This is a genomic window from Rhodococcus sp. D-46 (genome assembly GCF_011290655.1).
Taxonomy (GTDB): Bacteria; Actinomycetota; Actinomycetes; order Mycobacteriales; family Mycobacteriaceae; genus Rhodococcus_F; species Rhodococcus_F qingshengii.
Genome location: NZ_JAANTF010000003.1, coordinates 576,402 through 601,051 on the forward strand (window position 1 = coordinate 576,402; position 24,650 = coordinate 601,051).

Genomic DNA, 24,650 nt, shown 5'->3' on the forward strand with positions numbered 1-24,650 from the left:
GTGCCACTCAGTGGTTACGCACTCCGTCCATCGGGTTCTTGCGTAGAGCGGCGCGCGTCGGGATCGCGATGGAGACAAATCCCAGAACAGCGGTCACCGCGACGATGGAACCGTAAATCGCCGGTGAAATCGCCGGGATCGGCTGCCCGGACACCGCTACGGCAATGCCCATCAGAGGCGGCAGGGCGATCAGTGATCCGACCACGACGGCGATTCCCACCACCATCAACGACTCGATGCGCATCATTGCTCGGACCTGCCTCGTCCGCGAGCCCACCAGTTGAAGGAGCGCGAACTCGCGGGAACGCTCGGCAGTCGCGGCGACCAGGGTGTTCACGACGGCGACTGCGAGATAGCCGAGCAGGACGAGGACGGCGAGGATGCTGACCCACGACTGCATACGGCGCTGATCTTCGCCCGCGGCCCCGAACTGGTCCTGGTTCATCGCGGCGATCGAGGGGAACGAGCGCAACGACTGCTGGACTTCGGCCGACCGTCCGGGTTCGGCAGCAACCAGAACGGTGTCGATCAGAGCGTCGGTGGAGTGCTGACGCAAAGTCTCGATCGGCATGGTCACGTCCCCGAATCCGAGGCCGCGACCATATTTTGCGACGACCATGGGATGTACCAGTGTTCCGTCACCCAGATAGAGGTCGACGCGCTGGCCTACCTTGGCTCCGAGGGTGAAGGCGCCGTCTTCGCTCACGGCAACGGTATCGCCGGTCAGAGCGCTGAGGTCGCCCTCGGTCACCGCGAGATCGAGGGTCGCGTCGGCGCTGGCGGCGTCGATGCCCTGGGCCGCGATCGCGCTGTCGGCTGAGCCGCCTTCCTCTCCGCTGGGTACCGGGAGGACTTGACTGCGGACCACCGGGTTTGCCGCACTCACTCCGGGCACCGATGCGATCGACTCGAGTAGCGAGGGAGCGATACCGGCTGGTGCGCCGACGATCAGGTCGGCGGTGACGCCCTTGATCGACTGGTTGGTCGCCTCGGCGGCGACGGTGCTCTGGCTGAAGAACTGCACCGAGCCCAGTGCGATTGCGAGAGCCAACGGAACAACCGCCGACGAGAGCCGTCTCGAATTGGATTCGGCGTTGGCGGCAGCGAGAACTTTGGACGCCGACCCACTGCGGCGCAGCGGACCGCCGATCACCTTGATGATGCCGCGCACCAACAAGGGGCCGAGCAGCGCGACCGAGAAGATCAACAACAGTGCGCTCGAACCGGCTCCAGCGGCCGCCACGCTGCCGGGCAGGAAAGCAGGGAGGACGCAGGCGCTGAGGCCGGCGGCGCCGAAGATCAGCCCGGTGACGATACGTCCGCGGCTCAGTTTCGCCGGGCCGCTTTCGGATTCGCGAAGCGCTTCGACGGGGTCGAGCTTCGCCGGTCGTCGTGCCGCGATCGCCGCTGCCGCGCGGGCAGTGAGTACGCAGATCAGGAAAGCTGCGATCGCCGGAAGCGGGCTGTAGGCCAGCGCGAAATCGGTGGGCATGACACCGGCGTCGGCGAACTGTGCGCCCAGCACTCGGGCGAGCAGGTATCCGGGCACCGCGCCGAGAGCTGCCGCCGCAGCAGCAACGAGCAGCACTTCACGTCCGATCATGACGTGCACTTGTCGCGTGGTGGCTCCGATTGCCCGCAGCAGAGCGAACTCTCGGCGTCTGGCGTTGATCGAGAGCGACAGCGTGCTGGAAACGACGAACATACTGACCATCAACGCGAGACCGGCAAACGACGCGCAGAGCACGATCAACTGCGTCCGCGCAGCACCGGCGTCGAGGAATTCGATGCCTCCGCGTGCAGTGCCGGTCGAGACCTCCGCACCGGTTCCGGCGAGTGCATCGCGGGCGAGAGCGGCAGCATCCACGCCTTCGGGAGCGATCAATCCGACTGCGGTGACAGCGTGCTGGTGCGGCCACAACCGTTCGGCCTCTGCGTCGTCGAGGAAGACGAGTGCCGGACGGTCGGGTGACGGCACCGAAGCCGAATCAGCTGTGCCGACGACGGTGTACTCGTCCGTTACCGCGCCGTGAGCCAGCGTGATTCGCTCGCCGAGCGCGGCGCCCGTGGTCGAGACCACCTCGTCGCGGCTCTGCGGAGCGCGCCCCTCGGTGAGCGAGTACGGCGCCAATTGTGCTGTGTTCCAAGGATGTGCATCGAGTACGACGCCCTCGGCCGTGCTGACCGGGACGGAGATGTCGGGAACCACCGTGACATCGAGTGTGTCGAGCTTGCGGACCGTATCGTCGTCGAGGAGAACTCGCTCGGCAAAAGGCTGATCGGCGTCTTCCTTGACCTCGAGCGCCTGTGGTGCACTCACGACGGCGTCGGCACCGGCGTAGAGATGTGGTGAGACACCGCCCCGCACTCCCGATTCCAGCAGCACACCCAGACCGCAGGTGAGGAGCGCTGCACAGAATACGGAGACGAACACGGCGACGAAACCGGAGCGATGCGCTTTCAGGTGCGCAAAGGTGTGCGCTTTCATCATCACCAGTCCCCGAGGTGCGTCATGCGCTCGGCGATCTGCTGCGGGGTCGGGCGGTCGATGTGCCCGACAAGTTTCCCGTCGGCGAGGAACAGCACACGATCGGCGTACGACGCGGCCACCGGGTCGTGCGTGACCATGACGATGGTCTGGTCGAACTCGGCGGCTGTCCGGCGCAACAACTCCAGAACCTGCTTGGCGCTACGGGAGTCGAGGGCGCCGGTCGGTTCGTCGGCAAAGAGTGCGTCGGGGTGGGTGACGAGGGCGCGTGCGATGGCGACGCGTTGCTGCTGACCGCCGGACAACTCGGAGGGTTTGCGCTTTCGGTGTGATCCGAGTCCGACGGATTCGAGGACGAAGGTCAGGTACTGCTTGTCGGCTCGTCGCCCGGCGAGGAGTAGGGGGAGCGTGACGTTCTGCTCGACGTCGAGAGCGCCGAGCAGGTTGTAGGCCTGGAAGACGAAACCGATGTGATCGCGACGGAAGATGCTGCGGGCCTTCGGCTTCAGCTGTGAAATTTCGGTATCGCCCAGCCACACCGATCCGCTGCTCGGTCGGTCGAGGCCCGCGGCGCAGTGCAGGAAAGTGCTCTTACCTGATCCGGACGGGCCCATCACGGCGGTGAAGGTGCTGCGCGGCAGAGTGAGGCTGATGTTGTCGAGGGCGGTCACGGCGCCGCGGCCGTTGCCGTAGACCTTGCTGACCCCTTCTAGTCGCACGGCGGATGTTCGAGCTCCCGTGGCACCAGGAGCCGGCGGGGCGAGGACCGAGTGTCGATTCTTCATGGGAAGAACGCTATGGAGATTCGCCATTCGTCGACATCCAGCAGAGTCCCGAATTAATGGTGTAGCCAGCTGTAGTGGATCGTGCAGTGTGGTGCGGCATGCTGGGGCAGTGAAGAAGAGAACCAGGGCTGCGGTGTACGTGCTCGTCGAGGGCGCGGCAGCTGTGGTTTCCCTGTTCTTGCTGATGGTCGGTCTCATTCTGTTGTCGCTCTCGATTCTGATCGTCGGCTGGTTGCTGTTGCCGTCGTACGTGCGAGTGCTCCGGTGGTGGGCCGGCCTGGCTCGCAAACGCACCGCTGCGTACACCGGGCGCCCTGTTCTGCAGCGATACCCACCGATGCCCAGCAATCCGACATTCGGGGACTGGAGCCGGTTCCTCACCGATCAGTCGACGAGGCGCGACGCGGCCTGGTTGTCGATTCATGGTCTGGGTGCTTTCGTCGCGGCGATGCTGACCATTGCTCTGCCACTCGGTGCGCTCAATGCGATTGCCGTCCCGCTGTACTGGCAGCAGATGCCCGCGGGCGAACCCGTCAACAACCCGTACCCCGTGACGTCGTGGCTGGGCGCTGCCGGAATGCCGTTGATCGGCATCCTGTACTTCCTGATCGCGTGGTGGTTGATCCCCGCGATGGCGAAATGGATCAGCTGGTCGACCACGACTTTGCTTGCGCCGGATACGCGTTCGGACCTCTCGAAGCGCGTCACCGCCCTGACGGCCAGCCGCGCTGCGGCGCTCGACGCGCATTCGGCCGAACTCAAGCGCATCGAGCGGGATCTGCACGACGGAGCGCAGAACCGTCTGGTCGCGGTGGTGATGATGTTGGGGATGGCCGAGCGGTCGTTGCAGAACAATCCGGACCAGGCTCTGCCACAACTGCATCGGGCCCAAGATGCGGCCACCGAGGCGTTGAGCGAACTCCGGACGTTGGTGCACGACATCTACCCGCCGATCCTCGACGAGTTGGGTCTGGAGGGCGCGATCTCGGCGCTCGCCGGGCGCTCCGCCGTGCCCTGCGTACTCGAGATCGACGAGCTCCGCCGTGCCCCGGCTGCCGTCGAGGCTGCTGCGTACTTCGTCGTCGCCGAGGCCTTGACCAACGTCGCAAAACACAGCGGAGCGCGCAGTGTCACCGTCACGGCACGGACGGAGACGTCGGACGACCCGTCGGGTGAGACGATGCTCATCGACGTGATCGACGACGGTCACGGCGGCGCGAACGAACGCCCGGGCGGCGGCGTGGCGGGTATTCGACGCCGGGTCGAGGCTTTCGAAGGAACCGCAGTATTGGAGAGCCCGGAGGGTGGACCGACAACGATGAGGGTGGAACTACCGTGCGGATTCTGATTGCCGAGGACGACGCTCTCCTGCGAGAGGGGCTGGCACTGCTGCTCCGCGGAGAGGGCTTCGAGGTGTCTGCTGTCTCCGACGCCGCGCAGTTCCTCACGGTGTTCGAGGAGACCGCCCCCGACGCCGCGGTGCTCGACGTCCGGATGCCTCCTACTTTCACCAACGAGGGACTTCGAGCGGCGATCGAGGTGCGCAAGCTTCGCCCGGGCTTTCCCGTCCTGGTCCTTTCCGCTTACGTCGAGGATCGCTACGCCGGTGAATTGTTGGCAGGAGGCGCCGGCGGGGTCGGGTACCTGCTCAAGGAACGGGTCGGCAAGGTAGCCGAGTTCGTCGACGCATTGAACCGGGTCGTCGACGGTGGAACCGTGATGGATCCCGAGGTCGTATCCCAACTGATGAGCCGTCGACGCGCCGACGATCCGATCAGATCGCTGACGCCACGCGAGTCCGAGGTTCTCGGACTGATGGCGGAGGGGTTGGGAAATCAGGAAATCGCCAGGAAACTGGTCGTCAGCGACACCGCTGTGAGCAAGCACATAGGAAATATCTTCGCAAAACTCGGCCTGTCGGCTTCCGAAAGCGGGCATCGTCGTGTTTTGGCAGTTCTAGCTCATTTGCGCGCCTGATCGTGGATCTGGACTACATACCTGACCGAAGCGTAATGTGAGCCAGCCTCATGTTGTTGCCGTGATCGAACGGTGACCTGAGAGGCAGGGGCTTATGTCCTGTACGTAACGTGTGATGTCGAATGCGCGTCATCACCAGAAACCAACGAGGAGATCGATCAATGGGTAAGCCGATTGCCAGTGTGGCCGGAGGTCGGCAGTCCGTCCTTCTCGGGCTCGGCGTTCACCGCCCGGAGCGAGTCGTGACCAACGACGAGATCTGCGAGCTGATCGATTCCACCGACGAGTGGATCCAGACGCGATCGGGTATCAAGTCGCGCCGGTTCTCCGGCGAAGGTGAAGGCATCCTCGCGATGTCGATCAGCGCGGCGCGTAAAGCACTGGACGTCAGCGGCATTGCCCCTGAGCAGATCGGCGCCGTGATCATCGCGACGTCGACGTGGGACCTGCAGACTCCTCAGGCTGCGTCCATCGTCGCCCACGAGCTCGGCATCAAGGGTCCGGCTGCATTCGACGTCGCGGCAGGCTGCGCCGGTTTCTGTACCGCCCTTGCGGTGGCCAGCGACCTGGTTCGCGGCGGCACGGTTGATCACGTACTCGTCGTCGGCGTCGAGTTGATGAGCGAGGCCACCGAGCCCACCGATCGCAGCGTGCGCTTCATCTTCGGTGACGGCGCAGGCGCAGTTGTCGTCGGCCCGAGTGACACCGTCGGAATCGGCCCGGTCGAGTGGGGTTCGGACGGCAGCCAGTCCGACGCCATCGTTCAGGAGCCCAGCTGGCTCGACTACACCAAGAACCCGACCGGACCTCGTCCGTGGATCAAGATGGCCGGTACCGCGGTGTTCCGCTGGGCTGCCTTCGAGATGGGCAAGGTCGCCACCCGCACCCTGGAGAAGTCGGGGCTGGGTATCGAGGACATCGACGCTTTTGTGCCGCACCAGGCAAACCAGCGCATCAACGAGGTCATCGCTCGCAGCATGAAGCTGCCCGAGGGCTTCCCCGTCTCCAACGACATCGCCGAGACGGGCAACACGTCCGCGGCCTCGATCCCGCTCGCCATGGAGCAGATGCTGCGCGACGGCCAGTGCAAGCCGGGCGACAAGGCATTGCTTCTCGCCTTCGGTGCGGGTCTGTCCTTCGCCGGTCAGGTTGTCGTCATGCCGCCGTTGGCTGGAGCAGAATCCGCCTGATTGTTCCTTACGGAAGGGCGCCTCGAACCCACGGTTCGGGGCGCCCTTCCGTTTCCGTCCGGATCGTCGAACGTCTGCGATGTGGCACTCTGGCGAGATGGTCGAGAACGTGGGGGAGTCCGAACGGGAGTCCGAACGTAATGGTGTGACGGGCGGCAGCTTGGCAAAGATGGGCGGGCAAGTGGCGCTCGCCAGCACGGTCAGTCGCATCACCGGCTTCGTCCGCACCCTTGCCCTTGCCGCGGTCCTGGGCATCGCCCTGGTCAGTGATGCGTACAACGCGGCCAACAGCTTCCCGAACATGGTCTATCAGCTCCTCCTCGGCGGGATTCTCGCCAGCGTCCTGCTTCCGTATCTGACGCGGCAACGGAGCCGTGGGCGGACGCTCGAACGAGAGCAGACGCAGCGCGTTCTCACCGTCGGAGCGCTGGCTCTTGCGCTCGTGACGGTAGTGGCCGTGGTGTGCGCGCCGCCTCTGGTCTCGGCCGTGATCGATGATCCGGCTCAACGAGAGCTCACGACGCTCTTCGCGTACTTGCTTCTTCCGGAGATCTTCTTCTACGGCGTCACGGCGATGATGACGGCTGTGCTCAGCGTTCGATCGGTATTCGGCGCGCCGGCCTGGGCGCCGGTGATCAACAACGTCGTCCTTCTGGTGACGGTCGCGGTCTTCCTGTGTATCCCGGGGCCGGTGGCTCTGACTCCCGAGTCGATGACCACCGCGCAGGTTCTGGTGATCGGTATCGGCACTTTGCTCGGGATCGTGGCGCAAACCGCCGTCGTTGCTCGAGCGCTGCACCGCAACGGGTTTCGGTGGCGCCTTCGCGTGCGGGTCGTACCGCACACCTGGCGCCCGGTGCGCGTCGGGGCGCCGTTGCTCGGCTGGGTACTTGTGTACGTCGTTGCCGGCCAGATCGGTGTGTGGGTGACGATGAAGGTCACTCTCTCCCGTCACGTCTACTCGATGTACACGCACGCGGATCTGCTGTTTCAAGTGGCGTACGGCATTCTCGGTGTGTCGTTGTTGACGGTGCTGATGCCGCGGATCGCCAGGTCGGTTGCTGCGGGTGACGACGTCGGCGTCGTATCCGATCTCGGCCGGGGAGCCCGGTATTCTGTGGTGGCGCTGATCCCGGTGACTGTGGCGCTCATGGTGTTCGGTCCCTCGTTGACCACCTTGATCTTCTTCGGCCGGGTCGACGGCAGCAGTGCCCGGTTGATCGGGACGGCCGTTGCGGTCAGTGCATTCGGGCTGGTGCCCTTTGCGATGGTCATGCTTCAGCTGCGAGTGTTCTACGCCGACAACAACACCCGAACTCCCGCGGTGATCGCCCTGGTGATGGTGGTCGCCAAGACTGCGCTCGTCCTTCTTGCGTCACTGTCGGTTAGTGACGAAAGGCTGGTCCTGGCCGTCTGTGCCGCCGGCTCGTTCTCCTACGTGTGTGGAGCGGTACTCGGCCACATCCTTCTTCGAAAGCGATACGGGCTGTTGGGATTCCGTCGCGTGCAGGCCACCGTCGGAAGGATTTCGGCGGCGGCAATTCTGGCAGGTGGTTGTGCGCTCGCTTTGGTGGTGGCGGTTCAGAACCGAGTTCCCGAGCCCAGGCTTGCTGCTGTTATTTCATTGTCGGCGGGTGCGGCCATCGGTGCCGTCGTCCTGTTGGGTGCATGCAAGGTCGTCGGTGTTCCCGAGATTCGCCGGGCGCGAACCCTACTGCTGTCCTGAGGACAAGAGCGGTACCAGCAGTTCGTCCGGAGTGAGGGCGCCGTGCTGTCCACGGAGTCCGGACAGTCCCGATTCGACAGATCGACGTACGACGGCCACGTCCCCGGACGCAATGGCGATGACGTCACCGATCCGGCCGTGATACTCGGAATGCACTGCAGGCCCGAACAATCCTGCGACTATGCCCTCGGACCTCGTCCCGATCCACATGCGGTCACCCAGTTCGGCGCGCCAGCGGTCCGCAACATCTTGTGCAGCGCCTTCTCGGGTGTGGATGTGACGACATCTAGGTTCACCGGCAAGAGCGAGTACATCTTTGGACAGAATCGGAGTGTTGTCGAAGTCGATCTTGTTCTCGTCCGACACGTCGACCATTCCGTGGTCTGCCGTCACCAGCAATCTCACGTCCGGGCCGAGAGCCGCGGCGAGTTGCTCGACCAGTCGATCGACCAGCATCAGTTGGAAGATCCACGGCTCGGACTCGGGTCCGTAGACGTGGCCGAGTGCATCGATCTCGCTGATGTAGCAGTACGTGAACGTGCGGTCGGCAGATTTCGACGCCGCCACGGTGCGAGCGAGGAGGTCTCCGTATGCCTGGATTCCGGCGAACTGGGCACCGCGCATCCCGGCACGGGTGAGGCCGCTGCCGTCGAACTTCGACGGTACGACGGTTGTAACGGTGATGCCGGCTGCGGCGGCGCGATCGAACGTCGTGGCCTGCGGCTGCAGGGTCTCCGGGACGATGGAGTCGGTCTGAGATTCCTTCTTGCCCGCGCTGTGCCAACCCAGCCAGTTGAACACCGAATCGGCTTCTTCGACGTAGGACTGGTAGCCGGTGATGCCGTGCGCTCCCGAAGGCAGACCGGTCCCCAGTGAGACGATGCTGGTGGCCGTCGTCGTGGGGAAGCCTGCCCGGATGGGCGTTCCGACGAGTGAATTCAGGAATGGTGCGTGTTCGGCGTTGCGGGCGAGCAAGTTCGCGCCCATCCCGTCTACCAGTAGAATTACGGTCTTCTTGCTGGGCTGTAGATCGAGACGGTTCGCTTCGCCGCTCACTCCGAGAGAAGCGAGTACCGACGGCGCAAGCGTCGACAGAGTCGGCTGCGAGTACACATCGAGGAGAGGGGCGGGGGCGGGCATCCCATGAGATTAGGCGTTGGACGCAGAAAACTGCATACCTTCTGGGCGAGTGTTCAAATCTGTGCGGTCAAATCCGGACTTTCCAGATGATCAGCGCGCAGAGACCGCGGACCGGTGCGGCCTCCGCGCGGAGATTCATTCCATGATCGTGGAGATCTGGAACTTGGCACCTAGTGGATCGGCCACCGACGCGAGACGACCGAAGGGCGTGTCCTCGGGATCGCGCAAGACGCTGCCGCCGAATTCGACGACCTTGGCGACGGCCGCATCGGTGTCGTCCGCCCCGAAGTACACCTGCCAGAACGACGGCGCCTCTGCCGGGAGGAACGAGCTGGCATCCATCAAACCGGCGACGACGGTGTCACCCTGCTTGGCCTGTGAGTACCGGAACTCGTCGCTGTCACCGATCGACTCGTAAGTCCAGCCGAACACGTCGGTGTAGAACGGCAGGACCGCGGCGTAGTTCTTGGACAAGGTCTCGTGCCAGACCGGCGCTCCGGCCTCGCCGACCAAACCGAAGCCGTGATGCTGATCTGCCTGCCAGATGCCGACGACGGCACCGGCCGGATCGCCCACGATCGCCATGCTGCCCTGAGGACCGACCTGCATCGACGGCATCATGATCGTTCCGCCCGCGGCTTGGGCCTTGGACGCCGACGCTGCCGCATCAGTCGAGGAGATGTAGGTGGTCCACACGTTGCCGTAGGGGTTTCCCTCCTGCTGGGGTCCGAGCCCGGCGATGGGCTGCCCGTCTTTGCTGAAGATCGCGTAGCCGCCGTACTGCGGGTCGTCGTTTGTGTCAGCCTGCCAGCCGAACACGTTGGTGTAGAAGGATTTGGCAACCTCGGCGTCGGAGCTGGTGAGGTCGATCCAACAGGGTGTTCCGTCGAGCGCTGTGCGTGCGGGCATCTGAAAACTCTCCTTAACCGAAACGGATACACAAGCAGGGGACGCGGAAATGCTTGGCCGAGGAAGGCCTGAATCTCACGCTACGCGCGTACCCCGACACATTCCCAGGGTTCGAGAGCTTTGGGGTATGTGTCCGTTTCGCGTTCCCCGGTGGGCCGGACCTGCCAACGTAGACGACCGCCGAATCGTTCTTGATACTCTGAAGTTGATGGGGCACTTGCTCGATCGGCAAGGGCGTTCCACCGGGGAGTGTTGGTACGTGTCAGCTCCTGATCAGCCCCGTGCGATCGAGCCACGCGAGCGCATGACGGGTGAACTCGTCCGGAATCTCCAATTGTGGGGTGTGGCCGGTGTCGCCGAGAATGATGGTGGTCCAGTGTGGATGTGCAGCAGCGGCTGCCCGTGCGGCCTCGACCGGGACAAGCCGATCGCGATCGCCGTGCATCAGGAGCGTCGGAGTCGTGATTTCTCGCAATGTCTTTCGATAGGAGGCAGGACGGGCGAGGGTCATCAGCAGTGACCGTGCTGCCTGAAGGAATTCGGCATCCTGGGTAGGTTCGTTGCGGCGAATCGCCGTCAAGGCAGCGCCCGCGTCGAGGACCGCGGGGTCGGCTCGCGTCGGATCGGCAAAACACAATCTGGTCATCTGAGCGGCCAACTGCCGGTCTGACATCTTTCGGCGTCCGAAGCCGAGAACCTGCTCACCGACGTACGGCATCGAGTAGAGCGCGAATTGGGCGGCGACGGTCAGATCGGGAAGTTGGACGGGCAGGGGGAGCGCCGGATCCACCAGGACCAGGCCGGCGACTGATTCGGGACTGGCATGGGTCGACATTGCCGAGACCATTCCGCCCATGGAATTGCCGAACAGGACGGCGGGCTCACCCACCACTGTGTCGAGAAAGCGATTCAGAAGTACTGTGTTGGCATCGACGCCGGTGTGTCGCCCACGGGCAGAGGTGAGTCCGAATCCGGCGAGGTCAAGTGCGTACACGCGCGTGCGCGCCGCCAGCGCCGGTGCCACCCGCACCCAGTTCAGGTGCGAGCCGCCCAGACCGTGAACGAGCACGATGGGCGGCGCTCCGCTGGGACCGCCGAAGTCGATCCAGTGAACGTCACCGCCGAGATCGGTGATGTTGCTTGTCCCGCCCCACGGGTGTGTGAGGGTGCTTCCGTCGACGAGTTGGGCCGAAACAGCGGATTCCATACCTGCCAGGATGCACCGAGGTGTCGTCGTAGTCACGCACTCGTTCCGGTTCGGGATCCGAATATGTGTCATCGATCACGGCTTCTCAAGAAGCTCAGGAAACGGGCAAAACGGAATTTGACTGGTGTTCAGCACTTTTCGAGGCTGTCGCCGCTTTCCGACGGCCGTGGCGCGCGTCCGGCGGAGGTCGGTTCGGGCATACTGAAAACCATGTGGTGGATGGTCGGGCTCATTGTTCTGGCCGCGCTGGTTTTGGCATCCGTTCTGGTCGGTTTCGTTTTCCGCCGCCCGATCGCCGAAGCCAAGTCGGCGGTGCTTGCCTTCGACGACGCCAGCTCTCAGCCCCAGCGCGACTGACCACCGTCGAGCGGAATTGTTGCTCCAGTCAGATACGCGGCATCCGGGCCGACCAGGAAAGCCACCGCGGTGCCGATGTCCGTCTCGCAGTCTCCGATCCTGCGGAGCGGAATACCGGCAACAAAAGCGGCAGCCTCTTCCGGGCGTGCATCTGCCCAACGCTGCAGGCCCGGCGACGACGCGTGGGGAGCAACCGCGTTGACCCGGATCCCGTCGACGCCCCATTCGCATGCTGCCGCGCGACTGAGGGCTCGGACGGATTCCTTCACGGCCGCGTAGCCGCCGTAGCCGGCAGCGTCCCAGCGGACGGCCACTGAGCTGACCATGTTGATGATTGCCCCGCCGCCGCGTTCCTTCATGAACGGGTAACAGGCTTGCATGGTTCGCAGAGTCGCGACGGGGCCGGACGTCAATCCGTCGGCAAGGCGCTCCGGAGTGAGGTCGAGGACGTTGCCGAGCGGGTTGAGGCTGGCGTTGTTGATCAGAATGTCGACGCCGCCGAACAGTTCCACCGTTCGCGCCACGGCTCCGGTGATGGAATCCGCGTCGGCGATATCCATGAGCACCGGTTCGGCACGGCCTCCGCGTTCGGCGATCTCGTTACATGTGACGACGAGTTTCGACTCAGTGCGGCCCGCGACCGCGACGGAAGCGCCCTCCTTGGCGAGCGCAAACGCAACTCCCTGGCCGACGCCTTGCCCTGCGCCAGTGATCAGGGCCACTTTTCCATCCAACTTGCCCACTGCTGTTCTCCTGCTCGTCATTTAGCGGTTGTCGAATAGTTGTCCGCTCCGTGCAATATTTGTCTCGGCGTCCTGCTGGGCGAGATGTGATCTACATCCCACTTGGTGGTACGACTTTTAAAATCGGGCGTCTTACAGATAATGTGAGCGCCGTTACACACCTGGCGCGAGGCACGCGCACACATTCCATGATGAGGAGATAGACATGGGTTCCACAGCAGACGACCTCAAGGCTTGGGAAGCAATCGGCAAGGGCATCGGCGGAGTTGCCGGTCTCTTCGCTGGTGTTATCGCAATCATTTCTGCAGTCACCGCTGCACAGTCGCTTTCCTGATCCGTTTTTCGGATAGGTAGCACTCCGGCCCGCGACCTGAAGGCATTGCCTTCGTGGACGCGGGCCGGAGGTTTGTCTGCACCTGAATATCTGTGTCTTGCAGGCACATTCAATTCTGTGATACGTCCATTGCTGCCGGAACATCCACACCTTCTTCGTGGACCTGAGGTCCGAAGTTCGGCAGCGGAGTGTAGTCGAGCATCGCCTCCGAACCGCGGTAGTGGCGGAAGTAGTAGAGCGATCTGTCCGGCCGCACCAGGCTGTCCGGTTCGCTTGTCTTCCATCCCCAGTGGACGTCTGCTCGCAAAATCTCCGACAGCCTCAGTATGTTCTTGCAACCATGGCTCTGTAGCCCAAGGCATTTCAATTCCTCGACGTCTCGCAATTGTCCGTCGCGCGTCCACCTGGATTCGTAGACCAGAGCATCGAGAACGACGCGGTGCGAACCCGCCTGAGTTACGCCGGCAAGTAGAACCTCCCAGTCCAATCCTGGTGCGTGTTGGAGGTATTCGTCGGCGTCGACGAATGCTGCCCATGCGACGGTGTCGCGGTACCGGCTCACGTAATCGACGTACGCCTCTACCTGTCCGTGCACGATCCGACCGTCCGCGTCGCGCGGTTGCCAGTCGACGATCGTCACCGAAAGGTCTTGCAGTTCTTTGCGGAATGCGACCTGAACTTCACTGTCCGACATCGATCGGGTGAAGGCGCCGTAAGAGTTGCCTCTCTTGTCCTCGCTGCGGCCGTGCCAACGGTTGAGACTGAATGCGCTTGTCTTGCGGGTGGACCCGACGGAACCGGTGTTGTCGTAGAGAACAACCTCCCAGCCTTGCTCGATGTGGTGCAGGCACCAGTCCCTGATGAAGGGGAGATGTTCGCGGGGGAGCAGGACCGCAACCACGGCGCGGCGCCCGGCGTCAGAGCTGTTCGGATGATTCTTCGGATCCGTGATCACCCGACACACGATAGTGCTCTGCGTGGATGCGAGTTACTCAATGCTGCTCGTAGGAACGGTTGATCGTAGAACGTTGACACATTCGGCTATTTGTCTCATAGTCGAGTCATGATAACTTCTGTGTCACATTCGCCACGGTTTGTACCTTCCACCGGGGAGTCCTGGCGTTCGCCCTGGGCCATGTACGACGCATTGCGCGAGAACGACCCGGTGCACAACGTTGTGCCGGAAGCTGCGCCGCGGGACGACTACTGGGTGCTCACCCGTCACGAAGACGTCTACAACGCCGCTCGCGACTACGAGACGTATTCGTCGGCAAAGGGATTGACCACTGTCTACGGTGAACTCGAACAGATCGGGATGCAGGACAATCCGCCGTTCGTGATGCAGGATCCGCCAGTGCAGTCGGAGTTCCGGCGCATGGTGTCGAAGGGTTTCACTCCGCGTCAGGTATCGGCGGTCGAGCCGATGGTTCGCGAATTTGTCGTCGAACGTATCGAGGCGCTGAAAGCGCGTGGCAGCGGCGATATCGTCGTCGAGCTCTTCAAACCGTTGCCGTCGATGGTTGTCGCACACTATCTGGGTGTGCCGGAATCGGACCGTGACCAGTTCGACGGCTGGACCGAAGCCATTGTCGCTGCCAATTCGGCAGGTGGTGTGGCCGCGGCAGCGACGACGGCGCAGGCCGCCACCGGTGAGCTGATGATGTACTTCGCTTCGCTGATCGAACGCCGCAAGGTCGAACCGGGTGACGACACGATTTCGCACCTACTCGCCGCTGGACTCGGTGAAGACGGCGACATGTCCGGCCTGCTGTCGATTCTGGGCTTCGCCTTCACCATGGTGGCCGGTGGAAACGACACCACGACAGGAATGCTGGGTGGTTCGGCGGCGATGCTGACCGAACGCCTCGACCAGCGTCAGATCCTGCTGGACGATCCCGCATTGATCACCGACGCGGTCGACGAGTTGCTTCGACTCACCTCACCGGTCCAAGGACTGGCACGCACCACGACGCGAGATGTGGCCTTGGGTGGCAAAGTGATTCCGGCAGGACGTAAGGTTCTGCTGATGTACGGTGCGGCCAATCGTGATCCCGAGAAGTACGGACCCGACGCGGCGGAGTTGGACGTCTTGCGTCGACCGCAGAAGATCCTCACCTTCAGCCATGGCGCCCACCATTGTCTGGGCGCATCGGCAGCTCGAATGCAGGCGCGAGTTGCTTTGGAAGAGTTGCTTTCCCGGATTCCCGACTTCCATGTCGACATCGACGCGATGCAATACGCGCCGGGCAACTACGTGCGCCGTCCGCTCTCGGCTCCGATGTCGGTGACTCGGCCATGAGCAACGACTGGCTCGGCGAGGGGCGCGCCTTGGCGGCAGCCGAGAAGATCCTCGACAGCGCGGCACAATTGTTCGTCGCGAAAGGCGTCAACGCGGTCGGTATGGCGGAGATAGCCTCTGCTGCAGGATGTTCCCGGGCCACCTTGTATCGGTACTTCGAGAATCGGCAGGCTCTTCACATTGCGTTCGTTCACCGCGAAGCTCGCAGGCTGGGAACTGCGATCGCGGAATCGGTAGCGACCATCGACGACCCGAGTGAGCGTCTGGAGACGGCCATACTCACCGCAGTCTCCGCGGTGCGTAGCACTCCGACGTTGGCTGCATGGTTCACCCCGGGTGATGCGAGTCTTGCCGGTGAACTTGCCAATTCATCCGACGTCATCAACGGACTTGGTGTCGCGATGCTCGGTGAACTCGGAGCAGGCACAGCGTCGCGGGCGCGCTGGATCGTGCGAGTGATTCTCTCGCTGCTCATGGTGCCGGGGGCGGACGAGAACGACGAGCGGACGTTGGTGCGTGAGTTCGTCGTTGCGCTGTTGATTGCTGGACGGGCCACCTGATCATCCCTTCCGGGTGATGCGCGAGGGCTGCGTGGGGATCGAGGATGAACCGATATCCCGACACAGGTCACCGCGAGTTCCCGAGGAGCGTAAGAGAAGATGACTACACCGTCCGAACTCGACCCCAAGCCCGCCACCGAAGCGACTCGCCTGGCAAATGCCCAGGTTCTCCGTGACCTTCCTTTCGGCGACACCTTCGACTTCGAACTGATTTCTCGAGGTCTCGTGGCACCGCTCATCGATGGCGGACTGGTCAAAGGTGACAGAGGGCAGTTCATCTTCTCGTACGACGCCTACGGGTTCGCCGACGGCGATGCACCGGATACCGTCAACCCGAGTCTGTGGCGCCAAGCCACTTTGATGGGAAAGGGCGGTGGACTGTTCAAGCTGGCTGATCGTCTGTACCAGGTGATCGGCCAGGACTTGTCGAACACGACGATCATCGAGGGCGACACCGGGTTGATCATCGGTGACACTCTGATGTCCGCGGAAACAGCCGCTCTCGCGCTGGAGTTGTACTACCAGCACCGCCCGAAGGTTCCGGTCAAGGCAATCATCTTCACGCACTCCCACGGCGATCACTTCGGCGGTGTCAAAGGATTTGTCACCGACGAAGAGATCGAGTCCGGTGCCGTAAAGGTCTACGCACCAGACAGTTTCACGGAGGAAGCGATTTCCGAGAACGTACTTGCCGGCACGGCGATGACACGTCGCGGAATGTACATGTACGGATCGTTCCTGCGTCCGGGGCCACAAGGGCAGGTATCCGGTGGTCTCGGCCTGTCCACTTCGCACGGCACTTCGACGTTCGCCGTGCCTACCGACGTCATCACCGAACCGGTGCACGAAGAGGTCATCGACGGTGTGCGCGTGACGTTCATGCTCGCGCCGGGAACGAAGCGCCATCCGAAATGCTCTTCTATTTACCAGATTTCAAGGCGCTCGGGTCAGCTGAGGACGTCACGCACACGATGCACAATCTATACACGTTGCGCGGCGCCAAGACTCGCGACGCCAAAGCGTGGTCGCACTACGTGCGTCTGGCAATGGAACTGTTCCCCGACGTCGAAATCATCTTTGCGCAGCATCATTGGCCCACGTGGGGCAACGACAAGATCTTGAAGCTGATGTCGGATCAGGCAGATCTGTACAAGTATCTGCACGATCAGACGTTGCGCCTTGCCAACAAGGGACTGACACCGGTAGAGATTGCCGACCAGATCGAGGTACCCGACGCCATCGGAAAGCAGTGGTACAACCGTGGGTACTACGGTTCGCTCAGTCACAACGTCAAAGCGATCTACACCTTCTATCTCGGTTGGTTCGACGGCGTTCCCGCTCATCTCAATCCCCATCCGCCGGTGGAGAACGGCAAGCGCTACGTCGAAGCCGTCGGCGGGCCGGACGCACTTCTGACCAAGGGCAAGCAGGCGTTCGACGACGGAGACTACCGCTGGGCCGCGGAGTTGGTGAACCATCTGGTGTTCGCCGATCCGAGTAATCAGAAAGCGCGAGAGTTGTTGGCGGACACGTACGAACAACTCGGCTACCAAGCCGAGAACGGTACGTGGCGCAACTTCTACCTGGTCGGAGCGATGGAATTGCGGCATCCGCTGGCGCCGATGCCGTCCAACAACCCCACTGGCCCGGCCGTGGTCGCAGTGATGCCGCTCGAACAGATGCTGGACTTCTGGGCAGTTCGCCTCGATGGCCCGAAGGCCGCCGACGTCGACCTGTCGTTGCGATTCGTGTTGTCGGACACCGCGGACAACGTCCTGGTCACAGTGCGCAACGGCGTGCTGAACTACGGCATGGACAAGGCAGATGCTTCGGCCGCCCTGACTCTGACCTTGACCCGTGCCGTGTTCAACGAGGTGTATCTGGGAACGACCTCGCTCACCGAATCCATCAAGGCCGGAACGGCAAAAGCTGTGGGAGATCAGTCCGAACTGGAGACGTTCATCTCGCTGCTGGAGGACTTCGATCTGTGGTTCGATATCGTCACGCCGTGACTGGTCGACTCCATGATGTGGCCCGGGCGGGGGATCATTCGAAACGAGAAGGATCTCCCGCGCCGACCCGCACGATTTCGGGAACACCGGACGAATAGTCGACGACTGTGGTGGGTTCGGTTCCACAGTCACCCGAGTCGATGACGGCGTCGAGTTGGTGGTCGAGTTCTTCCTTGATCTGCCAGCCGTCCGTCATCGGTTCCTCGGCGCCGGGCAGGAGAAGGGTGCTGGAGAGGATGGGTTCACCCAACTCTTGCAAGAGTGCCCGCACTACCGGGTGGCTGGGGATACGCACTCCGACGGTCTTCTTCTTGGCGTGTGCCAGCCGACGCGGAACTTCCTTCGTGGCGGGAAGGATGAACGTGTACTGCCCAGGCGTAGCCGCTTTCACCGCGCGGAACGCCGAGTTGGTGACGTGGACGAAGTGCCCGAGCTGCGCGAAATCGGCACAGACCAGCGTGAAGTGATGGTCCGAACGCAGATGACGGATCTCGCGGATCCGATCGGTGCCCGAGTGATTGTCCATTCGGGCGCCCAGGGCGTAGCAGGAGTCGGTGGGGTAGGCGATGACCGCGTCGTTGCGCAGCATTTCGACGATCTGGCTGATCGCGCGCGGCTGCGGGTTTTCCGGGTGAACGTCGAAGTATCGGGCCATCAACTCAGCTTAGTTCAGCTTGCAGATCACGAATGCCGTTCACCGTTGAGACTGTGGTCGGCGAGCAAACCCGTCAGCTCTTCGGCGTAGGCAAGTTGCTTACGTAAGTGTGTGCAGCTTTCTTCCGCCCGGGTGTGGCAGTCGGTGACGAATTCGGTTGCAGCGGTGCGCGTTGACGCGTCCGAAGCTTCGTCGCCGAGCACTGCCAGAGAATCGAGAAGTTGTTTCATTTCTTCGAGACTGAATCCGAGCGGCTTCATTCGTCGGATTACCAGTAGCCGTTGGACATCGGCCTCGGTATAGAGGCGGAATCCTCCGGCGCTCCGCTCGGACGGAGTAACCAGACCGACCTCGTCGTAATGACGAATCGTCTTGATCGACAGTTCGGTGCGTTCGGCAACCTGTCCGATCTGCATGTTCGGCCCTTGGCCCGCATGTTCCGGCTCAGACATCACTCCCACTTTCCTCGCGCTGGGCTTCCATACTCTCAGTGACCGTCACCCAGGCGACCGGACAGGCGCAGGTGGCGCTCGGCCGATGCGTCGTCGAGCCCCACGATCTCGACATTCTTGCCTCTGGCCGCGTACTTGGTGGTGATGGCGTCCAGTGTCGCGACGGTCGACGCGTCCCAGACATGAGACTCGGACAGATCGATGACAATGTTCTTCGGGTCGCCGGCGTAGTCGAACTGGTAGATCAGATCGTTGCTGGATGCGAAGAACAGTTCGCCTCGAACCGCATAGACACGGGTGTCCTCGTCCGGATGCGCGACGTCGATCACTTCGGTGAGATGCGCGACGCGGCGAGCGAAGATGACCATCGCGGTGATCACTCCGACGATCACGCCGTAGGCAAGATTGTGGGTCGCGACGGTGACTACCACGGTGACCAACATGACCACTGTCTCGCCGATCGGCATGCGGCGCAGGGTCTTCGGATTGATGCTGTGCCAATCGAAAGTGCCGACCGAGACCATGATCATGACGGCCACCAATGCGGCCATGGGAATCAACGCCACCACATCGCCGAGGCCGACGACGAGTATCAGCAAGAACACGCCCGCCAGGAAAGTCGAGATTCGAGTGCGAGCGCCGGAGACCTTGACGTTGATCATGGTCTGGCCGATCATCGCGCACCCTCCCATGCCCCCGAAGAAGCCGGTGACGATGTTCGCGACGCCTTGGCCCCACCCTTCTCGGGTCTTGTTCGAGTGCGTATCCGTGACGTCGTCGACGAGCTTGGCCGTCATCAACGATTCGAGGAGTCCGACGAGCGCCATGGCCAATGCGTACGGCGCAATGATCGACAGTGTGTGCATGTCCAGGGGGACATCGGGGAACAGTAGCGTCGGTAGGCTCGACGGAAGCTCGCCCTCGTCGCCGACGTTGGGGACATCGAACGCGAAAACGACTGTGGCGGTTGTCAGTAGCACGATTGCCACCAGTGGAGCCGGGACGGAGTTCGTCAGTTTCGGCAGGAATACGAGTATCAGAAGTGCGACTGCAAGGAGTGGGTAGACGAGCCACGGAACATCGATCAGGTGGGGGAGTTGGGCGATGAAGATCAAGATGGCGAGTGCGTTGACGAATCCCACCATGACGCTGCGCGGAATGAAGCGCATCAACCTTGCGACGCCCAGGAGGCTCAGCACGATCTGGAGAAGGCCGGCCAGAAGGACTGTCGCAATCAGGTAGTCGATTCCGTACTCGCGCGTCAGTGGAGCGACGACCAGTGCGACGGCGCCGGTAGCTGCGGAGATCATTGCGGGTCGTCCGCCGACGACGGCGATGGTCACTGCCATCGTGAACGACGCGAACAGTCCTACCCGCGGATCGACGCCGGCGATGATCGAGAACGAGATCGCCTCGGGAATCAGTGCCAACGCCACGACCAGTCCGGCCAAAACCTCCGTTTTGAGACGGTGAGGTGACCGGAGCGCGGCCCGAACCGAATTGTCGTTGGTGGATGAAGCGATGGTTACTGCCATGAGATTCCGTCCTGACGAGGTTCTCATACTCTACCCTCCTGTAAGGGTAGAATATGAACGGAGTTCTCACTACGGCGCGGATTTCTGTCGAATTGTGTTTCCCCGCAGTGGATCTCGAATCGCGAGATTGATCGAAAGGGGCAACGCTCGCGGTGGCGGTCAGATGTGACGACCAGTAACCCTTACCAAGTATTTACCTACTGTGTGGTGTTTGTTTATTGAAAAAGGGTCAACTCGGGCGCTGGCTCCGTTACAGTTCGGCGGCAAACGTCAATCAGGTTGTTCCGAGAGGGCATCATGTCAAAACGCCTACTGAATGCTGCGCTCCTTACCGGCCTCCTTGCCGGTGGAACCGCTGTGGCCGTGATTCCGGCAACCGCGGCGCCCGTTGCAGAAACCACGTCGACAACGTTCCAGGTCACGTGCCGCGCAGTTCCGAGTGCGTTCTCCGGTCCTTCGTCAGACGGAAAGCCTGCTACGGTGCGGGTTTCGGCTCCGACGGTAGTCGCGCCAGGTCAGGTCTTCGACATCGACGTGGATCCGGGTAGCGTCCAGATCCCGAACGATGTGAGCGGCGCAAGCGTCAAGAAGATCTCGCGTCTGAAGATTGATCTGCCGATTCCGACCAACGCGGAGTTCGTTTCGGCGACGGTCACCGATCCGGGCAATGTTATTGCCGGGAAACCTGCTTCGGTGATTCGTGTCAACGAAGACGGCACTCCCGCAGCGGACGGTCCGATACTCCGGTTGTCCGGCGCAAACGAAGCGATCGGCAACAGTCCGTCATCGTCGTCGGGTGCGCACGGCGGGCTTGCGATCAATGCTCAGTCCGGAGTCGAGACCAACATCGTCTTTCCGAAGATCAGAATCACCGTAAAGGCCGGGCCGTCCGGCGCAGTCGAAACCAATGTCCGGACTTCGGGTGCTGCAGGTACTTTCGGCGGGCCCGAGTCATTTTTGACCTTCCTCCCTCAGGTCAGTCACTGGCTCGCGGGAACCATCTGGGCGCCCACATCCTGCTCGCCGCGCGACGCTGAGACCGGCCCCCTCAATGCCGGTGCCGGCGCCCTGGCATCCACGAAGATCGACGGGGACCTGGGGCCCGTTGATCCTGAGCCAGGCGCGGACATCGTGACTAAGCTCGAAGGACCGGCTACCGCCGCGACCGGTACCAAGGTGTCTTTTGCTTCTCACGTCGATCCGGAAAACACAACGGGAACAGTACAGTTCATGGTCGACGGCAAACCCGTCGGTGACCCGCGGCCGGTGGTTCGCGGTATTGCGCGCCTGGATCTCACCTTCGGTAAGGCGGGTACCAAGTCCGTGACTGCAGTATTCACCGCTACCGGAGACGAGGCGAAGTACACGTCGGCGGCACACGTACTCACGGTGACCGGTGACACCACAGGTCCGGTCGATCCCGACCCGACCGATCCGGGCACTCCGGGCGGTCTCGGCAGCCTTGAGTCCGTTCTGCCGCAGCTGCCAACGGGTTCGCTCGGTGGCAAGTGATCACGGTCCTACCTCACTGAACTTTCAATGGCCGAGTTCTTCTGAAAGGCAACACATGAACCCCCGCACTCTGGCAGTTTGCGCTGTCGTACCAGCACTCGCGGCCGGACTCCTCGCTGTGTCCGCGCCGGTGGCAGCGGCTTCCGATACCGTGACGCGGACCGTTTCCTTCGAACACAAGTGCCGGGTCGACGGCGCCACCGATTGGGATTCGTCGTTCTCCGACAACATGGAGGTAACGGCGCCCACGTCCGTGCGTCCCGGCGAACAGTTCACAGTGAAATTGCATCCAGGCACCATGCGTAGTTCGGATTCGGACACCGGTCGTATCAAGTACGACATCGCACTACCGCAAGGGGCAACCCTGGTTTCGTACTCCCTCGTCGGTGATTCGTCGTCCAACTTGACCGGCGAGACTGCGGTGCTGCTCCGGGTGGGCGCAGACGGAAACGCGAACCCGGCGGGTGAGTACCTGCGAATTACCGGTACCGGCAACAAGACAGTCAACGACGGTCCGAGCGCGAACGACAACAAGCCCAAGGAAGGGCTGCAAGTCAAGGCGAACACGGACTTTCGTTTGCCGGCAGTCGAATTGAAACTCGAAGCTCGGTCCGACGAGGGAAATGCGACGACGCACCTGCGCGCCGGGGCGACGAGCCCGAGCATCAAGATCAAAGACACGAGCATGAGTTTCGGTGAGTCCCGGTGGGTCAATGCCGCTGGGTATTGTGTTGCTGCGGGGGAAGGACGCAACGCCCTCTCGACTACCGAGGTCTTCACGACCAACCAGACCGAGACGATGGTCGCTGTCGCACTGGAGGCACTGACGGGCGAAGACGTCAAGATTGCGGCGAGTATCGACCCGAACCCGGGTGAGGGAACGGTCGAGTTCTTCGACGGCGATACGAAGATCGGCAGCGCCACAGTCGATTCCAATGGCCATGCAGAACTGGTCTGGCCGTTCCGCGACCAGGGCGAGCATCGCATCACCGCAAAGTTCCTGGGTACCAAGAAGTTCAGTTCTTCGGAATCTGCGGACAAGACCGTGACCGTCACCGTGCCTGGTGTCATCGTCGTCGAGCCGGTGGATCCGACGGAACCGGAAACTCCTGGTGGAACCGGAAGCCTCGGGGACATCTTCTCGAAGCTGCCGACGGGCTCACTCGGAGGCTGAGTCACCCAAACGGCAGGGGAGCGTCGACGTTTCGGCTCGAAGACGGGTGTGTGATCGAATACTGGAATGACAGGTTCGAATCATGCCGAGAGCCGCAACGCCGGCGTTCCCAGTTTTTCTCAATGGGAGTCTCCGTCACGTAAATCGGGCCAGAACCACAAAAGGTAGCTCACCAAAACTGGTGCCCTTTTACTACCGTTAGTTGAAGAACTGCGCGAACCGCGGGTTCTTACATCAACAAGCCTTCGAACTCGCCGCTGCGGTTCAGGTATGAACAAGGTAGGGAAAATGCGCAAGGTTAGTTTGCTCGCGTCCGCTGCAGCAGTAGCTGTCGGTGTGGCAATGATCGGGACGTCTGCGGCCTCAGCAGCGCCGGGAACGATTCCTGGTCACGGACTGTTCGACGTGCCGTGGGAGGTGTTGCCGGGAACCTACACGACGTCTGGGCCCGTATCAGCTGACATGCCGTGCATATACGGCCGAGCGAAGGTCGACGGCGATGGTGAATTGAATGTCCTCGAGTTCGAAAGCACCCTCGAACCGGCGACAGTCACGATTCTCTTGACGGATTCTCGCTTCACCACCGCATATTGCGCTGATTGGAAGCGAGTGTCGTCAGTCGGATCGTTGGATCTCGGATCACTTTTCGGGTCATAGACGTCTCCGCTCTGATTCCAGATGGGCCTCTGGCCGTGGCCACGGACCTCTGCTATCTCGGCTAACGCTCGCCTCGCGGATGTGCTCGTTCGTCTCGAGTTTCCGACCACTCGTCGCATGAGTCCATGACCAGGGACTTTAGCCCTCGGTAATTACCTACCAATCGGTATATTCTGCGAATGTACGGACTTCGTGAACCGATGTGAGTTGGCTCCGGGGAACGTGCCGGCCTCGCAGGACCGCCCGCAAAGTCAGCCCGGTGAGGCCACCGGAGTTCGCGCATTTCGACAGATTGCCGCTGGGTCCGTCCGCTACGAGGGGAGCGGACGGACCAGACGGCACGAGAGAGTGCCATGCCTGAACGTGGTCAAAGCAGAGTGGACGCGGGGATCATTGCCGTCGTCGCAGTCATCACCGGTGTGTTCGTCGCACTGACCGGTCACGGTCTGGTTGCAGCGCTCGCCACCGTAGTGGGCCTCGCGCTCGGAATGGCGATTGTGCGGTATCTGATCAAGGGCCGCTGATCATCGCAAGAGTTCAGCAGGTCGCGAGAATGTCTGCGATGGTGTCGTGTTCGGCTTGGGTGACCCACAAACCGTATGCCGCTTTGACTTCCACTTGAGCAGTCACGTACTGGCAGCGGTAGGCCTTGTTGGGTGGCAGCCACGACGCCGCGTCGGAATCCGACTTCTTCTGGTTCGTGGGCCCGTCGACAGCGCGCAGGTTTCGAGGGTCGTTGGCCAGATTGGTTCGCGTCTGTGTATCGAGCTGTTGTGCGCCCTTCTGCCAGGCGTCCGAGAGTGCGACTACATGTAATCCGTAGCTAGTAGGTAGTGCCGTTGACATCATCCTGGGCTTCCTTCCACGGATTCGGGATATGTGGGCGACGGTGTTATCTGCAGGCAGCGAGGTACGCCGATGACACCGCCGACACGCAC

Annotated in this window: 24 protein-coding genes and 1 pseudogene; 14 read left to right on the top strand and 11 right to left on the bottom strand. The window is 62.3% G+C overall.

Translation table 11 applies throughout. The features are described 5' to 3' along the window. Window positions 1–7 precede the first annotated feature (7 nt). Window positions 8–2,491 (bottom strand): FtsX-like permease family protein, encoded by a 2,484-nt coding sequence (locus G9U53_RS10615; protein WP_165638649.1) that lies wholly within the window; start codon window positions 2,489–2,491, stop codon window positions 8–10. Further along, window positions 2,491–3,273 carry an ABC transporter ATP-binding protein gene (locus tag G9U53_RS10620; RefSeq protein WP_054826162.1) on the bottom strand — a complete coding sequence of 261 codons (783 nt, stop codon included), beginning with the start codon at window positions 3,271–3,273 and terminating at the stop codon, window positions 2,491–2,493. The genes G9U53_RS10615 and G9U53_RS10620 overlap by 1 nt, the downstream gene beginning before the upstream one ends. Window positions 3,274–3,382: 109 nt before the next feature. Between G9U53_RS10620 and G9U53_RS10625 the strand changes: the two genes are divergently transcribed. The 4 genes from G9U53_RS10625 (at window position 3,383) to G9U53_RS10640 (ending at window position 8,166) form a co-directional block, all read left to right on the top strand. Further along, a complete protein-coding gene (locus G9U53_RS10625) occupies window positions 3,383–4,621 on the top strand; it encodes a sensor domain-containing protein (protein WP_308252534.1) in 1,239 nt (412 codons plus the stop codon). Beyond that, window positions 4,609–5,250: a response regulator transcription factor gene (locus G9U53_RS10630; RefSeq protein WP_003945784.1), complete on the top strand. Its 642-nt coding sequence runs from the start codon at window positions 4,609–4,611 to the stop codon at window positions 5,248–5,250. Before G9U53_RS10625 ends, G9U53_RS10630 begins: the two co-directional genes overlap by 13 nt. A 161-nt stretch (window positions 5,251–5,411) precedes the next feature. Next, window positions 5,412–6,440 (top strand): beta-ketoacyl-ACP synthase III, encoded by a 1,029-nt coding sequence (locus G9U53_RS10635; RefSeq protein ID WP_003945837.1) that lies wholly within the window; start codon window positions 5,412–5,414, stop codon window positions 6,438–6,440. A gap of 97 nt (window positions 6,441–6,537) precedes the next feature. Then, a complete protein-coding gene (locus tag G9U53_RS10640; protein WP_242692490.1) occupies window positions 6,538–8,166 on the top strand; it encodes a lipid II flippase MurJ in 1,629 nt (542 codons plus the stop codon). Here the strand turns inward: G9U53_RS10640 and G9U53_RS10645 are convergent. From G9U53_RS10645 to G9U53_RS10655, 3 genes are all read right to left on the bottom strand, one after another. Next, window positions 8,152–9,306 carry a nucleotide pyrophosphatase/phosphodiesterase family protein gene (locus G9U53_RS10645; RefSeq protein WP_007734589.1) on the bottom strand — a complete coding sequence of 385 codons (1,155 nt, stop codon included), beginning with the start codon at window positions 9,304–9,306 and terminating at the stop codon, window positions 8,152–8,154. The genes G9U53_RS10640 and G9U53_RS10645 overlap by 15 nt on opposite strands. A gap of 135 nt (window positions 9,307–9,441) precedes the next feature. Next, window positions 9,442–10,215: a VOC family protein gene (locus G9U53_RS10650; RefSeq protein WP_165638651.1), complete on the bottom strand. Its 774-nt coding sequence runs from the start codon at window positions 10,213–10,215 to the stop codon at window positions 9,442–9,444. A 262-nt stretch (window positions 10,216–10,477) separates the two neighbouring features. Further along, window positions 10,478–11,422: an alpha/beta hydrolase gene (locus G9U53_RS10655; RefSeq protein ID WP_037132348.1), complete on the bottom strand. Its 945-nt coding sequence runs from the start codon at window positions 11,420–11,422 to the stop codon at window positions 10,478–10,480. Between the two features lie 219 nt (window positions 11,423–11,641). On the opposite strand from G9U53_RS10655, the gene G9U53_RS10660 reads away from it, so the two are divergent. After that, on the top strand, window positions 11,642–11,779 hold the full coding sequence (locus tag G9U53_RS10660) for a hypothetical protein (RefSeq protein WP_003945592.1): 138 nt from the start codon (window positions 11,642–11,644) through the stop codon (window positions 11,777–11,779). On the opposite strand, the gene G9U53_RS10665 is transcribed toward G9U53_RS10660, so the two are convergent. Further along, window positions 11,761–12,522, bottom strand: a complete 762-nt coding sequence (locus G9U53_RS10665) for an SDR family oxidoreductase (protein ID WP_042452547.1) — start codon at window positions 12,520–12,522, stop codon at window positions 11,761–11,763. The genes G9U53_RS10660 and G9U53_RS10665 overlap by 19 nt on opposite strands. Before the next feature lie 205 nt (window positions 12,523–12,727). On the opposite strand from G9U53_RS10665, the gene G9U53_RS33905 reads away from it, so the two are divergent. Further along, window positions 12,728–12,856, top strand: coding sequence for a hypothetical protein (locus G9U53_RS33905; RefSeq protein WP_003945944.1), 129 nt, complete (start codon window positions 12,728–12,730; stop codon window positions 12,854–12,856). Between the two features lie 109 nt (window positions 12,857–12,965). Here the strand turns inward: G9U53_RS33905 and G9U53_RS10670 are convergent, their stop codons facing one another. After that, on the bottom strand, window positions 12,966–13,811 hold the full coding sequence (locus G9U53_RS10670) for a glycosyltransferase family 92 protein (RefSeq protein ID WP_165638652.1): 846 nt from the start codon (window positions 13,809–13,811) through the stop codon (window positions 12,966–12,968). Window positions 13,812–13,919: 108 nt separating this feature from the next. Between G9U53_RS10670 and G9U53_RS10675 the strand changes: the two genes are divergently transcribed. From G9U53_RS10675 to G9U53_RS33500, 4 genes are all read left to right on the top strand, one after another. Further along, window positions 13,920–15,155 carry a cytochrome P450 gene (locus tag G9U53_RS10675; protein WP_165638653.1) on the top strand — a complete coding sequence of 412 codons (1,236 nt, stop codon included), beginning with the start codon at window positions 13,920–13,922 and terminating at the stop codon, window positions 15,153–15,155. Beyond that, complete coding sequence (locus G9U53_RS10680; RefSeq protein WP_054826166.1) at window positions 15,152–15,715, top strand: helix-turn-helix domain-containing protein; 564 nt, start codon at window positions 15,152–15,154, stop codon at window positions 15,713–15,715. The genes G9U53_RS10675 and G9U53_RS10680 overlap by 4 nt, the downstream gene beginning before the upstream one ends. A 99-nt stretch (window positions 15,716–15,814) precedes the next feature. Continuing rightward, complete coding sequence (locus tag G9U53_RS33495; RefSeq protein ID WP_242692491.1) at window positions 15,815–16,837, top strand: MBL fold metallo-hydrolase; 1,023 nt, start codon at window positions 15,815–15,817, stop codon at window positions 16,835–16,837. Between the two features lie 5 nt (window positions 16,838–16,842). Further along, window positions 16,843–17,727, top strand: a complete 885-nt coding sequence (locus G9U53_RS33500; RefSeq protein ID WP_242692519.1) for an alkyl sulfatase dimerization domain-containing protein — start codon at window positions 16,843–16,845, stop codon at window positions 17,725–17,727. Window positions 17,728–17,761: 34 nt separating this feature from the next. Here the strand turns inward: G9U53_RS33500 and G9U53_RS10690 are convergent, their stop codons facing one another. From G9U53_RS10690 to G9U53_RS10700, 3 genes are read right to left on the bottom strand one after another with little or no spacing between them, the layout of a single operon-like run. Beyond that, window positions 17,762–18,382, bottom strand: coding sequence for an L-threonylcarbamoyladenylate synthase (locus G9U53_RS10690; protein ID WP_003945756.1), 621 nt, complete (start codon window positions 18,380–18,382; stop codon window positions 17,762–17,764). 26 nt (window positions 18,383–18,408) lie between these two features. Then, the gene (locus G9U53_RS10695; protein WP_007734605.1) at window positions 18,409–18,834 is read right to left on the bottom strand and encodes a MerR family transcriptional regulator; all 426 of its coding nucleotides are present in this window, start codon (window positions 18,832–18,834) and stop codon (window positions 18,409–18,411) included. Between the two features lie 35 nt (window positions 18,835–18,869). Continuing rightward, entirely contained in the window at window positions 18,870–20,396 is a 1,527-nt protein-coding gene (locus G9U53_RS10700; protein ID WP_064688509.1) for a SulP family inorganic anion transporter, read from the bottom strand. A gap of 270 nt (window positions 20,397–20,666) precedes the next feature. Here G9U53_RS10700 and G9U53_RS10705 point away from each other — a divergent pair, with 270 nt between their 5' ends. The 4 genes from G9U53_RS10705 (at window position 20,667) to G9U53_RS10720 (ending at window position 24,236) form a co-directional block, all read left to right on the top strand. Further along, entirely contained in the window at window positions 20,667–21,881 is a 1,215-nt protein-coding gene (locus G9U53_RS10705) for an Ig-like domain-containing protein (RefSeq protein ID WP_047269544.1), read from the top strand. Window positions 21,882–21,936: 55 nt separating this feature from the next. Next, complete coding sequence (locus G9U53_RS10710; protein ID WP_042452525.1) at window positions 21,937–23,055, top strand: Ig-like domain-containing protein; 1,119 nt, start codon at window positions 21,937–21,939, stop codon at window positions 23,053–23,055. Window positions 23,056–23,343: 288 nt separating this feature from the next. Continuing rightward, on the top strand, window positions 23,344–23,712 hold the full coding sequence (locus G9U53_RS10715) for a hypothetical protein (RefSeq protein WP_029537646.1): 369 nt from the start codon (window positions 23,344–23,346) through the stop codon (window positions 23,710–23,712). Window positions 23,713–24,065: 353 nt separating this feature from the next. Beyond that, window positions 24,066–24,236, top strand: coding sequence for a hypothetical protein (locus tag G9U53_RS10720; protein ID WP_007734610.1), 171 nt, complete (start codon window positions 24,066–24,068; stop codon window positions 24,234–24,236). A gap of 25 nt (window positions 24,237–24,261) precedes the next feature. Here G9U53_RS10720 and G9U53_RS10725 read toward each other — a convergent pair. Beyond that, window positions 24,262–24,525 (bottom strand): annotated as a pseudogene (locus G9U53_RS10725) (HNH endonuclease family protein); the annotation flags it as partial. Between the last annotated feature and the right edge of the window lie 125 nt (window positions 24,526–24,650).